This window comes from Marivita sp., assembly GCF_022763305.1.
GTDB lineage: Bacteria > Pseudomonadota > Alphaproteobacteria > Rhodobacterales > Rhodobacteraceae > Marivita.
Genome location: NZ_JALEGT010000013.1, coordinates 1 through 12,686 on the forward strand (window position 1 = coordinate 1; position 12,686 = coordinate 12,686).

The window sequence follows — 12,686 nt, forward strand, 5'->3', positions numbered from 1 at the left end:
CTGCTCAATTGAGCCGGACCCGGCCTCTGACGGCCATGCACCAACTCCCGCGACGGTGTCTCTGACCGAGGCCCGTCGCGGACGATGACAAGGCCGCCCCTAACCGGGCGGCCTTCAATCGGCCAGGCATCAATGCGCGGTTTCGCCCGTCAGTTCGACGGTGAAGAACCAGTCTTTCTCCGGATCTTTCTGCACGATCTCGTCCGGCACTACTTCGGGACCGGACAGGAACACGTTTGATCCGAAATGATTGTGCAGGCGCGACAGCTTCTCGAGCCGCGAACCCGTCAAATCCGCATAGAAATTCGCGTAATTTTCCGTTGCCCGCAATTCGTCGATCTTGGCCCTGTGCGCGGCAACAGCGCTGTCATGTGCGGTGCGGATCTCGGGGTCGGACAGCAACCGGTCCAATTCAGCCCGCATCATCGGCATGCGGGACTGGATCGACAGCTCTTCCTCGTAATTGTTGTTCATCCGAAACCAGTAGGCCAGCCCCTGATCCCGGTCGACATGGTTCACCCGCCCCCGGTCGCGTTTGACCAAAAAGCTCTCAGCAGACCGCACCGCGTAGTGGTTCAGTTGAACGAGGTCATACCCATAGGTTTCGGTCGTCGACCGCCAGCCATTGCGGAACATTTCGCGCGGCAAAGGCTTGCCCGACCCGTTGACCCAGTTGATGTCTTCCCAAAGCTGCGGATTCAGCCCCTTGGGGCGATGCACCCCCATCTTCTTGAACAACCCGATATTCCTGAACAGCGTCTTGAACCCCCAGGCCTGATGCGGCTTGCGGGCGAACTCGGGCGCGCAGCGCAGGAACTGTTCGGTGATCGGGCGGTCCTCGTATTCATGCACATCACCATTGCCGAACAGCCGCCATGTCATGGCGATCATGTTGGCGTCGGGGACAGCGTCGAACAGCGCATCCAACGTACCGTCGCCGACCTTGATGTTGACGAACTCGTCCACGTCGATGCAGGTCAGCCAGGCGGCCGATTTGACGATCGGCTCATCATCCGACGCCTGCAATGCCGCGTGTTGAGGCTTCAGCCCGCTTTCGCGGAACGGGTTTTCCCGGTGCTGCACAATGCCCTTGCGTTCCAGCATCTGCAGCATGGTATCCGTGCCGTCGGTGCAATCATTGGTGTAGACCAGAAAATCGTCGAACCCGATGGCCCGGTGATAGGCCAGCCATTCGAGGATGAACGGCCCCTCGTTCTTCATCGTGGTGACGATCACGCGGCGGCCCTTGCCCTTGGGCAAAGCGTCGGCTTCCAGTTCGGGCATGCGTACGGGTTTGTGGCCCCAGTATTGCTCGGACATCTCGATCAGAGGCGGATGTTCGATCAGCGAGGTCTTGGGCACGATTTTGGAAATCGACGGCGTCGGATGCCGCAGCGCCATGTGCCGGTAGAAAAGCTGCGTGCGCGCCCTGTCGGGCACCGCATTGCCGATGCGGATCATCCGCCAGATGGCGGCATCGGTGGCTTTGGCAGGCGCGATGCACCAGCGCTGCCGCCCGCCGCGTGCATCGAACTGGACACAGATGTGATCGGCAAAGCGGGTCGGGTCATCCTTGCGCACGCGCCACGGGTAGCAGTGCCGCCCGTAAAGCGCGATCACACCGCCTTCGGCTTCGACCGCGCTGTCGAATATGTTGGGCGCACCCAGCGGCATGAGGTCATGCACCTCGATATTGCAGACCGCCCGCGCCTGCCCCAGAAACCGGGCGCGCAGGATTTCGTACAGCGACATCGCGCCAAGGGGCGAGTCCCAAGGCGAGGGCGGGGGGATCTCCATCCGGTCCTTGCCGGGGGCCTCGGGCACGCAGAACGGATGCGCCTCGGCCGGGGCATCGGTGCGGCCCAGCGGCAGGTCGCTGGTCACAAGGGTTACATCGCACTCCAGCGCCAGCCGGTCCAGTTCTGCAGACAGGTCCTTGGCAAAGGCCGGGTCGGTTCCCGGCTGTGCCCGGTCGACAATGACGGCGGCCTGCAATCCCTGCGTTTCGACATGGTGCCGCAGCCAGATCGCAACGGTCTCGGCATCCTCACCGTTGCGCACGGCGGCGATGCAGTTCAGGCCCTCGAAGCTCTCCTGCTCTGACCGGGCCGGTACGATCTCGACCGGCGCAGTGTCGAGCGTCAACCGAAGGCGACCGTCGTCTGGCAAGGGATAGGTAACGCAGGCCGCGCCACCGACGCTGACGACAGAGATCGGCTCTGCACCATCGGAATGCGCCAAAAGCGCCGGATTGCTTCCCGCTGCAAGAAACAGCGTCGCGCGTGGGCCGTCCTCGTGATCCGTGGCGACGGCGTCCAGCAGGGTGATCGGGCCAAGCCCCAATCCCAGCAAGCGTCGTTCGATCACCTGTCCCATCTCGTCCTTACCTGCGGTGCACCGGTTGGTCGGTCACAGGGCCGCTTTCAGCCCGTTGACCAGATCGTCCATATCCGGATCGATCTTCAAGGATGCCGCCTTGCGTTTGTGCCAGTCAACTGCACGCGCATGCAGATCGGCCAGCACCGGATCGGATTTCAGCTCTTTCGCCAGCTTGGTCACCTTGGTCTTGTACCGGTCGATCGAGGTGTCCTTTTCGTGGTTCAGGTTGAACCGCTCCCAATACTCCATCCCAAGCACATGATGCGAATGATTGGCCCGGCCGCGGGCACGTTTGACAAGGAAGCTGTCCATCGACCGCAAAGCGTAGTGATTGACCTGGGCATGGGTGAACAGCGGCGGATTGGCGGTGCGCTCGCCGTTGATGATATACTCGATCCCACCGGGCAGCACGCGGCGCGTGTCGGCCACGTGCTCCTCAAGCGAAACGGGCGCATGCAGGCCCATACGCTGAAACTTGTGCTGGTTGGTGTAGAGCGATTTGACGAACTTGCCGGTTTCGGGCCGCAACTCGGCATCCCATTCGTATTCGGCCATACGGAACTGCTGGGTCACGGGCTTGTCGGCAAACGCCTCGATCCCGTCCGATCCGAACACCCGCCACGGCACCGAGATCACGTCGGCATCCGGCCCCGACCCTTCGACCAGCGCCTGCACCGATCCGTCGCCCAGATGGATGTTGAGGTACTCATCCACGTCGCAGACAAAGACCCAGGTGGCATTCAGCACGATGTCATAGCGCCGGCTGGCCTGCCGCAGAGCCGACCGGTGAATCCCGGCCTTGCGCACGATGGTGTTGTGCTGCGTGACCAGCCCCATCTCTTGCAGGCGGAGCAGGATCTCGACCGTGGTGTCGGTGCAATCATTGGTGCAGACCAGAATGTGGTCGAACCCCAGCGTTTTGTAATGGGCCACCCAATCAATGATATAGGGGCCCTCGTTCTTCATGGTTGAGACAACCGTATAGGTCTCACCGCTCATGTCATGCCTCATCCTGCAGGTCGTTTATCGCCCGCAATACTGCGTGTTTTCATGAAAAGTAGCGTGTCGCAGGGGAAGCTTGCAAGCTGCATGGCAGCAAAGGCACGAATGGCGCAAAAACTGAGTCAGATATCACGCAGGCTACACAAAACGGCGTTTTGGACCTAGCATCCGAAAAAACGACAGCGCCCGGCACCGACAAGAGGCGCGAATGAGGACATGCAGATGCCACGCACGCGCGAGGTTGGAACGCTCTGGATCGGGGGGCCGCTCAGCTGGCTGGAACAGCTGTGCCTGAAGTCCTTTGTCGACAAGGGCCAGAAGATCACGCTCTTCAGCTATGAGGATATTCCGAATGTCCCCGACGGCGTGATCCGCCGCGACGGGCGCGAGATCATCGATACCAACGATTTCATCAAGTACGAGCAGAAGAACAGCTACGCGCTGTTTGCCGACTGGTTCCGCCTGCACATGATCCACCAGAACCCCGGCATGATCTGGGTGGATACGGACGTCTATTGCCATCGTCCGATGGACTATGACAGCGACTACGTGTTCGGCTACGAACTGCCCGGTGAACACCGTGTGAACAACGCCGTGCTGGGCCTTCCCGCCGACAGCGACGCGCTGCGCCAGATGCTGGATTTCACCAGCGACCGGTTCTCCATCGCGCCCTTCCTGCCGAAGAAACGGAAGGAAGAGATGCGCAAGAAGGCGGAGAAGGGCAAACCGGTGCATATCACCGAACAGCCCTGGGGCGTCTGGGGGCCGATGATGGTGACCCATTATGTGCACGCGTTGGGACTGGAAGAGCATGTGCAACCGCTCAACGCCTTTTACCCGATCACCTTTCGCGAACGGTTCAAGTTCATGCGCCGTGCCGACATTGCAGAAGGGCTGATCACGTCCGAAACCACCGCCCTGCACCTCTGGGCGTCGAACAAGAGGCAGTTGGGCAATCTGCATGACGGGCTGCCGCCCAAGGGGTCGTACCTTGAAAAGCTGGTGCAGGAGCATGGCATCACCCCGGCGCTCGCGCCGATCAAGGGGCGCGGGAACACCACCTTTGACGGCGCGCTGATCGACGAGCTGGACCTTGATGAGGTGTCAAGCGTCGCCGACCTGACCGGACAGGCGCGCAGCTTTGTGCTGGCCCTGCACCACAAGTTCGACTGCGACATCCAGTTGGTGAACACCAACCGCCGGGCCAAATTCAAGGACGAGGACATGCCCTGGCTGGCGGAATACATCACCTTCCTCACCGAGAACGAGGTTGATCCGGATCGGATCAGGGTGATCCGCGCGGAAAAAGACCTGCGACCGGTGGATGTGCTGTGCAATCTTCAGGGCTTTGGCGATCAGTGGAAAACGCAGTTTCTGGAGCCGTTCCTGCACCGTTGCATCCATTCCGACACGCGGGTCTTCATGGATGTCCGGCGTGGCTCTGGCGCGTTTCCGTTTCTCAAGGCCTATGGCAGCAACACCACGCTTTCCACGCGCGAGGATGACGGCAAGCAGGTCACGCGTATCCGGGTCACGCCCAACCCGCCCGACCCTGTGATGGACGACAGTTGGGACGCCATCGCGCTGCAGCTTGCCGGTCTCGAGGGGTGGTATCGCGCAGGCACCAACGGGCACAGTTTCTTGTACATCCCGCGCGACCCGGACACGCTGGTGGTGTCCTTCGACAATCTCGACATCGCGATGACCAAACGCGAGGACCGCCGCCCCTGGGGCTACAGCTTTATCAAGGATCAGGGCTGGTCGATGCTGGGTGTGCTGGCGGGGGGCTGGACCTGGTATCGCGAAGACTGGGTCTATGATCAGTTCAACACTTTGCGGGACAGCGGGTTCTTCGAACAGTTCAAGCGCGTTGTGTTCTACGGCGCGTCGATGGGGGGCTATGCCGCCTGCGCCTTTTCCCCCGCCGCGCCGGGATGCGACGTGGTCGCCATCTCTCCGCAATCGACTGTGGACAAAACGGTTGTGCCTTGGGAAACGCGCTACAAGGTGGTCTGGAACCGCGACTTCACCGGGCCCTACGGCGACGCGGCCGAGGTCAGCAAAGCCGCCAACAGGGTGTCGATCCTCTATGATCCCTATGAGCCGCTTGACGCCCAGCACGCCGCGCGGTTCACAGGCGCCAACGTACAGCACCTGCGCGCGCCGCTTCTGGGCCACCGTCTGGGCAGTTCGCTGAACCAGATGGGAATCCTCAGCCCGATCATCCTTGGCGCGCTGAACGGCACGCTGGACAGCCACGACTATTACAAGCTGCTGCGGGAACGCCGCCGCTTTCCGCGCTATCAACGCGAGCTGTTCAACCGCGCGGTGGAAAAGGGGCATACGCGCCTTGCGAAATCCCTGGGGGAGTACATCCTTGACAAGAACCCCAACCGGGCCGTCCGCATGGGGATGAAGGAATTGCTGGGCTAGACCACCGCGTCAGCGACCGTCCGGACCAGAGCGATTGGTCAGTCCGAGGCTTTCTTGGCGTTCTGCATCCACACCCAGCTCGTGCGGCACATGTCGTGCAGGTCATATTTCGCCTCGAACCCCAGCAGCGCCCTGGCACGACTGGGATCGGCATAGCTCGATGCGGCATCTCCGGCGCGGCGGGGCGCAATCTTGTAAGGGATATGCCGATTGCTGGCGCGTGCATAAGCAGCAATGAGTTCGAGAACGGAATAGCCGCGACCGGTGCCAAGATTGACGACGTGGCCTGTTCCATCGCGCTCCAATGCCTTGAGCGACAGCACGTGCCCTTCGGCCAGATCGCTGACATGGATGTAGTCACGCACCCCCGTCCCGTCAGGAGTGGGATAGTCGTCCCCGAAGACGGACAGAACCGGCAGCTCTCCTACAGCCACTTTTGCGACATAGGGCATGAGATTGTCCGGCACCCCGGCGGGATCTTCTCCGATCAGGCCGGATGTATGCGCCCCCACCGGGTTGAAGTAGCGCAACACACCGACCGCCCAGCGCGGATCGGATGCCACGGTTTCCGCGATGATCTGTTCGCAGATCAGCTTGGAATGTCCGTAGGGATTGCCGTAGCTCAACGGGGCCGTTTCCGGCGTCGGCAACTGCTCGGCCTCTCCGTAGACCGTGGCCGATGACGAAAACACCAGACGATAGACACCGGCCGCCTCCATCGCCTGCATCAGAGTGACAAGCCCTCCGACGTTGTTCTGCATGTAGACCAGCGGCTTGCGCACGCTTTCGCCCACCGACTTCAGGGCGGCGAAATGGATCACCGCGTCGATGCGATGGTCCGCGAACACGGTGTCGAGCGCGGCGCGATCCAGAACGTCGGCTTCGATCACGTGGATGCCACGACCCGCCAGCACCTCGAGCCGGTTGGGGACATCCCGTGCGGCGTTGCTGAAATTGTCGAGAATGACCACGTCATAGCCGGCATCGACCAGAGCCGCATAGGTATGCGACCCGATATAGCCGGCCCCGCCCGTCAACAGCACGCACTGTGTCACTGATCCGCTCCTGTTTACCTGTACCGCCCCATTTTGCTTGAGGCACCTCTGGCGCACTGTTTGTTTACTAGCCAATTCAGTTGTCAATCGGTACCCGATTGGGGTGATATTGCGAGATGTTATGCCACAAGACCACCACTGGCCGGTCGATGTGCCGCAGTTTGGTCAAATTGACCTGCTAACACGCCGCGAAATCTGTCGTTTGAGAGTAAACATCTGTACGAATGCCCATGCCTTTGAACTGGACACTGACGATCTGCACATACAATCGACCGCACTTTCTGGTCGAGACCCTGCGCTGTGCGCTGAACCAGACCCGCCTCCCTGCCGAAGTCGTTGTCGTGGATGCGTCGGATGCATGGGAAGACCATCGCGACCAGATGCAGGACACGTTCGCCAGCGACTGGGAAAACATCCGTCTGGTGTATGTGCCCGCAGATGTGCGGTCGCTTACCTTTCAGCGCAATCAGGCGCTTCGGCTTGCGACGTCGGACATCGTGTTTTCGCTGGATGACGACATCTACCTGTATCCGGATGCCGCCGAAATCGTCATGCGTGTCTACGAGGCCGACACAGACGAAGAGATCGCGATGGTTGCTGGTCAATTCACGCCGGGCCCACACGATCCAGAGACGCCACGGGTCTTTCCCCATGCGCTGGCTGTCACGCCGCGACCGAAACTGCGCGCGTGGCTGGAAAGCCACCTGACCCTCGACAGCCATTTTGTGCCCTATGCCGATCCGGTCGACATGGGGCCCGTACCCGGAACGGTTCAGCATCTGAACGTGTTTCCCAGTGGGCTGGTGAATGGAGGGCGTACAACCTTCCGACGCAAGTTTGCCATCGACTCGGGCTGGACCGAGCTGTTGCGATATTACGCAACGCATGAAGACAGTGATTTCTCCTATCGCATGTCCCGTTTCGGGCGTCTTGTCGTGGCACCGGATGCCGGATTTTTTCATGCAGATGGCAACGACAGCAAAGCCAGCCGCTTCCGCATCAACACGATCCGGGTGCGCAATCTTCTGGCCCTGCATGCCGTGCACAGCCCCAATCGCCTGCGCTCTGCTTTGCGATGCGCGGCGTCCTTTGCCAAGTTCATGGGGCTCTATCTTGCGATTGACGCGGCGCAAAAGCGGATCAGTTTCCCGACGGCGCGGGCCTATGCCTATGGTCTCGCGCAGATCCCGGTGTTCCTGTTCTTTCCGATCAAGAACTTCCGGAAATGGTACACCGAGATGCAGGAACGCATGTACGGAACGCGTTACAAATCCTGACGCATCACGACGGCCAAATCTCGCGTGCCAGCATGTCCGCCCCCCGGCTGGAATCGAACTGTGCCACCACCCGCGCACGCCCTGCCTGCGCGATGGACTTTGCCATGTCCGGGTCGGCCGCAAGGCGCATGAGGGTCTCGGCCAGGGCGTCGGGGTCCTTGGGCGGCACAAGCAGGCCGTCCTCTCCGCTGGTGATCAGTTCGGGTACACCGCCCGCATTCGTGCCGATCGTAGGAACCTCGCAGCTCATCGCTTCCATATAGGCGACGCCCAGAGGTTCGGACCAGCTGGCCAGCACAAACACATGGGCTGCCTTCAGCTTGTCCTGCACGGCTTCGGCGCTGATCGCCCCAAGGAGCTTTACGTTCTCCTCAAGACCCAGATCGACGATGCGGTGTTCGAGGTCCTTGCGGAACCCGGTGCCGCCGGCATCGTCCTCACCCGCGATTTCGAGCTGCACGGGCTGACCACGGTCGATCATGATCCGCGCCGCCTGCATCAGGTCCTGATGTCCTTTCACAACGTTCAGCCGGCCGCAGCTGAAGACGCGCAACGGGTCTCCCGGGACGGGCGGAACATACGGCGTGTCACGCCGGAATGCGCTGGTGTCGACGCCCATCGGCTGCAGCGGCAGACGCTGCGGCAGAGCATCCCCCAACTGGCCAGGAAGGAGATCGCGCAACGCACGTGTGATGACGCTCACAAAGGCTGCGCCGCGCCATTTGAAGCGCTGGCCTGTGCCGTAATCCTGAAGCGGGCCGTGCAGGGTCAGGCTGTAGGACAGCCCGTAGGCATGATGCGCCAAGGCCGCGATCAGCGCCGCCCGCCCACAGGAATGGGCATGCACGTGGGTGATCCCCCGCCGGGCGCAGTCGCGTGCCAGCTTTTCGGCAGCAGGTGCGCTGATCATGACATCCATGAGAAACGTCTTGGCCTCGCGTCCTGGCAGGCGCCGTGCCTCTTTCAGGATAAGACCCCATGGCAGCCGGGGCAGGATCCTTGCCAATAAGGCTGGATTGCGAGAGGCGAGATAGGTCGTGCGGGCCATCGCCTCTTGCGACCAGCGATGCGAGATCAGTCCCTGTGGCGGAATGGTTGTGCTGTACAGGACGGGGGTGATACCCTGCGCCTCGAGCGCCGCGATCTCGCGCCAGAAGAAGATATGGGTTTGACCGGGAAACTGGGGAACAAGGTAGGCAAAGGATTTATTCGTCATTTCAAGCGACACGCGACCCAGACTTCCGGTTGGCCGGGACGATAGGTGCGCGGGCCTGCGACTACCAGCAGTTTTTCCCCGACGAAGCCAGCCCTACCCCCCACGCCGGTTTATCGCACCTTGAGGACAGGCCGGTTCCGACGCGTCACGGTGAGCGACGCCGCCGCCAGCACAACAAGCGCGGCCCCGGCATAGAACCGAAGGGTGGGCGTTTCGCCAAAGGCAAAGTACCCGGCGGCTGTCGAGAGAGGCAGGCTCATGTAGCCCAGCACCGACAGCACCCCGGCATCGCCGTTGAAATGCGCGCGCAGAAAGCAGGCCTGCGCGGATTGCGCAAAAACACCGATGGCCAGCAAAGGACCCAGATGCTCGGTCGGGATGGGCTGCCACGACCAGAGCGCGAACGGCAGTGTGCAAAGCCCCAGACCCACGGTGTAGAATGTCATCAGCACGAGGGTTGGCGTATTCCGCAGGCGTCGTGTGACGATCACCGCGCCCGAACCGGTCAACACGACGAGCGCCAAGGCGAGCAATCCTGAACCCACTGGTGTGCCATCCGGGTCAATGGCGATGACAACACCGACCATGGCAATGGCCGCGGCGAGCCATTGTGCCGGTGTGATCCGCTCCCTCAGCAGAAGCGCGGCCAGACACATGACAACCAGCGGACGGGTGAAATTCATCGTGGTGAAAAGCGCCAGTGGAACGCGCGCAATGGCAAAATAGCTTGCCGTCAGGGTCGCGGCGCTCAGCCCGACGCGCAGGACCTGCAGGGGAAGATCCGGGATGCCGACGAAGGCGTGTCGGTTTCGAAACATCCAAGGCGACAAGAGCAGCACGCCAATACCGGCCCGCAGGAACACGATCTGCGCCACGGGATAACCCAGCCCCAGCGCCTTGACGATGCCGAGCGCCCAGATGTTCAGCGCCATATCGGCCAAGAGCCATGCGCCCCCCTTGAGGTTGTCGCGGGGCGCGTCTGTGCTCATCGGCGGGGGGCGATCAGGTTCGCCATCAGGCGATAGGCACCGGGCACAAGCCGGGCCATCTGGTGATGCAGGACAAGGCTGCAATGGGTGTGCCGGCCTTTGCCGATCTCGGCCGTCAGCAGTGCCCCGGTCAGCGGATCTTCCCCGGGATCGGACATGGACAGAAGCGGCGTGTAGGCGTCATCCCAGCTTTTGGCGAAGTAAAGACCACGCTCCTTGACCCAGCCATCCCAATCCACCTCCGTGATGGTGTTCGGTTGGCACAGCAAGGGATGGTCGGGCTCAAGATGAGTGACCTCTGCCGCTGCATCGGTGACGCGCCAGCGCAGGGACGGCTGACCGATTTCAAGCCTGCGGGGTGGAACAGTCTCGGGATCCCAATTGTCCCATGGCCGGTGATAGAGGGTCAGAAGTGTGCCCCCCTCTTCCACCCATTCGCGCAGTCGGGGCATTTCCGAGACCAGACCATTCCGGAACCGCATGGCGAAGATGCCGATGACGATGGTTTCGAATGCGGACAGCGCCGCGTCACTGGTGATCTGGTCATCGGTCAACTCGGTCACGTCGGCGCCCAATGCGCGCAGCCAATGTGCCACCGCATCATGGCCGCTTCCGATATACCCGATTTTCGCCTGTGTCAGAGCCACATCCAGAACCCGAACGGTCAGCGCCGCAGGCTGGGTAAAGGCCGTTGGCGCGACGTGCTCATATGCGATGCGCTGTTCTGTCATCGCGGGCGCACCTCCGACATAGAGTGGCAGGGTATAGAGACCGGGGTCGGGATCGTCGGGCAACGTGATCTCGATCGCACCGGCGCCTTTGGTTGCCGACCAGCCTTCGGGCAGATCAAAGGTCACATCGGACCCAGCCGGGCTGACATCGGCGATGGCGACGGAAACGGTCCTCTTGGCCGTCTTGAGGTTGATCAGAGCCTTGTCCGGAGCAATCAAGGCGGCCCGATCCGGCAGAACGACGGGCGGTTGCTCGAACGGGATTGCAACGGTCGTGGATTCCAGCGTGATCTCGAGTCGGGGCAAGGGCGGATCGATGGGGTCATATTCCGGCCGATAGGGATCGGTCTGACCGGCATCGGCCGAGACGGTGATAACTCCGTCCTCTTCGGACCATCCATAAGGCAGAGCGAGGGTGTGGGTGCTGTCCGGGGCATCCCCGGCATCGAATTCGACTGTCACCTTGGTTGTATCCCCCGGGCGCAGCCAAAGCTGGTCGGTCCGGGCGCTGGCCTCGATCCCATGCGCCAATCGCAGCACCTGCGCCAGTTGGCGGTGCTTTGCGGACAGGCGATGCGCAATGGTGTCCGGCGCATCGGCTTCGGCCTTTTGAAGGTGATGCAGAGCCTTTTGCGCCGTTTTCGCGATATGGCGGACATAGGGAAAGGCGGACACGGTTTCCGTGATGTAGCCGTGCGCCAGCAACAGATCCTGCGACACCTCGGGGGCAAGGTCCGCCAGATCGGCAAGGGTTTGCGGCAGGCCGGATATAAGGTCGGTGTCCGGCCCGTCAACATGGCTGACGACCAGATGCAGCGGCCAGTCCCTTCCGGGACCTGCGGGCACCCAGCGCCCCATGCCTTGGGTCCGATGGTAGGCGCGGGACATCTGGCCGATGCGGGCATAGCTCCAGCCCGACATCGGGTCTTTGCCTGCACCGTCGATGGTCAGAGTGGCTTCGGGGGGCGGCAGATCATCGTCATAGGCCTGCCCTGCCCCGGACCATGCGGGCAGGTACATCTTGGACACCTGCCATGGCGGCAGGTTCGACGGGAAATCAGGATCGGCGGCGGCGGCCATCACCTCATGCGCGGCTTGGGTCATGGCGCGATGGTGGCCGTGCTGGCCGGGCACGTCGAGGAAGGTGGGCAGGAGGATGTCGGGGCGATCGGTGCGGACGATTTCGACAAACCGGTGCAGCAGGTGATCGTGACCCCAGATACCCATCGTCTCCTCACCGCTTTTGGAGAAGCGGAAATCGCGGATCGGATCGTCGGGCGAGGTGCCATGCCAATACAGGCGCATGTTGAGCAGATCGCAGGCTCGCTCCATCTCGCGGGTGCGCAATGCGCCCAGCGCCGGGCCGCTTTCCGTGCCGATGTCGTTCTGCCCGCCTTCGCCACGCGTCGAACAGGCGTAGCTGAGGTTGATGCCGTCGCGCAGGCCGATGGCGGCCAGCAGGGCCGTTGTCTCGTCATCGGGATGCGCGCCGGTGTTCATCAATCGAACGACCGATTGCAACGGGCGCAGCGCCCACCAGAGCTCGAGCACGCGGGGGCGCATGCGGGTCTGGTCGAGTCGGGTCTGATCAGGTGTTGGCATGG

At 62.0% G+C, this 12,686-nt stretch carries 8 protein-coding genes; 2 read left to right on the forward strand and 6 right to left on the reverse strand.

Going from position 1 to position 12,686, the window contains the following annotated elements; translation table 11 throughout:
* Positions 1 to 129 precede the first annotated feature (129 nt).
* Together MRY75_RS01585 and MRY75_RS01590 are read right to left on the reverse strand one after the other, a co-directional pair.
* The gene (locus MRY75_RS01585) at positions 130 to 2,376 is read right to left on the reverse strand and encodes a glycosyltransferase family 2 protein (protein ID WP_292305393.1); all 2,247 of its coding nucleotides are present in this window, start codon (positions 2,374 to 2,376) and stop codon (positions 130 to 132) included.
* 33 nt (positions 2,377 to 2,409) lie between these two features.
* Entirely contained in the window at positions 2,410 to 3,378 is a 969-nt protein-coding gene (locus MRY75_RS01590) for a glycosyltransferase family 2 protein (RefSeq protein WP_292305394.1), read from the reverse strand.
* Between the two features lie 225 nt (positions 3,379 to 3,603).
* Between MRY75_RS01590 and MRY75_RS01595 the strand changes: the two genes are divergently transcribed.
* Positions 3,604 to 5,814 carry a hypothetical protein gene (locus MRY75_RS01595; protein ID WP_292305395.1) on the forward strand — a complete coding sequence of 737 codons (2,211 nt, stop codon included), beginning with the start codon at positions 3,604 to 3,606 and terminating at the stop codon, positions 5,812 to 5,814.
* Between the two features lie 38 nt (positions 5,815 to 5,852).
* On the opposite strand, the gene galE is transcribed toward MRY75_RS01595, so the two are convergent.
* Positions 5,853 to 6,869, reverse strand: a complete 1,017-nt coding sequence (galE, locus tag MRY75_RS01600) for a UDP-glucose 4-epimerase GalE (RefSeq protein WP_292305396.1) — start codon at positions 6,867 to 6,869, stop codon at positions 5,853 to 5,855.
* A 224-nt stretch (positions 6,870 to 7,093) separates the two neighbouring features.
* Between galE and MRY75_RS01605 the strand changes: the two genes are divergently transcribed.
* Entirely contained in the window at positions 7,094 to 8,146 is a 1,053-nt protein-coding gene (locus MRY75_RS01605; protein ID WP_292305397.1) for a glycosyltransferase family 2 protein, read from the forward strand.
* Between the two features lie 4 nt (positions 8,147 to 8,150).
* Here the strand turns inward: MRY75_RS01605 and epsE are convergent, their stop codons facing one another.
* The 3 genes from epsE to MRY75_RS01620 form a co-directional block, all read right to left on the reverse strand.
* Complete coding sequence (epsE, locus tag MRY75_RS01610) at positions 8,151 to 9,362, reverse strand: exopolysaccharide biosynthesis GT4 family glycosyltransferase EpsE (protein ID WP_292305398.1); 1,212 nt, start codon at positions 9,360 to 9,362, stop codon at positions 8,151 to 8,153.
* Between the two features lie 110 nt (positions 9,363 to 9,472).
* The gene (locus MRY75_RS01615; RefSeq protein ID WP_292305399.1) at positions 9,473 to 10,351 is read right to left on the reverse strand and encodes a DMT family transporter; all 879 of its coding nucleotides are present in this window, start codon (positions 10,349 to 10,351) and stop codon (positions 9,473 to 9,475) included.
* Positions 10,348 to 12,684 (reverse strand): PIG-L family deacetylase, encoded by a 2,337-nt coding sequence (locus MRY75_RS01620; RefSeq protein WP_292305400.1) that lies wholly within the window; start codon positions 12,682 to 12,684, stop codon positions 10,348 to 10,350. The genes MRY75_RS01615 and MRY75_RS01620 overlap by 4 nt, the downstream gene beginning before the upstream one ends.
* Positions 12,685 to 12,686 lie beyond the last annotated feature (2 nt).

Excerpts from the sequence above, each read along its gene's own strand:
- epsE (WP_292305398.1), bottom strand. The coding sequence starts at position 9,362 with ATGACGAATAAATCCTTTGCCTACCTTGTTCCCCAGTTTCCCGGTCAA.
- MRY75_RS01590 (WP_292305394.1), bottom strand. The coding sequence starts at position 3,378 with ATGAGCGGTGAGACCTATACGGTTGTCTCAACCATGAAGAACGAGGGC.
- MRY75_RS01585 (WP_292305393.1), bottom strand. The coding sequence starts at position 2,376 with ATGGGACAGGTGATCGAACGACGCTTGCTGGGATTGGGGCTTGGCCCG.
- MRY75_RS01595 (WP_292305395.1), top strand. The coding sequence starts at position 3,604 with ATGCCACGCACGCGCGAGGTTGGAACGCTCTGGATCGGGGGGCCGCTC.
- MRY75_RS01620 (WP_292305400.1), bottom strand. The coding sequence starts at position 12,684 with ATGCCAACACCTGATCAGACCCGACTCGACCAGACCCGCATGCGCCCC.
- MRY75_RS01605 (WP_292305397.1), top strand. The coding sequence starts at position 7,094 with ATGCCCATGCCTTTGAACTGGACACTGACGATCTGCACATACAATCGA.
- MRY75_RS01615 (WP_292305399.1), bottom strand. The coding sequence starts at position 10,351 with ATGAGCACAGACGCGCCCCGCGACAACCTCAAGGGGGGCGCATGGCTC.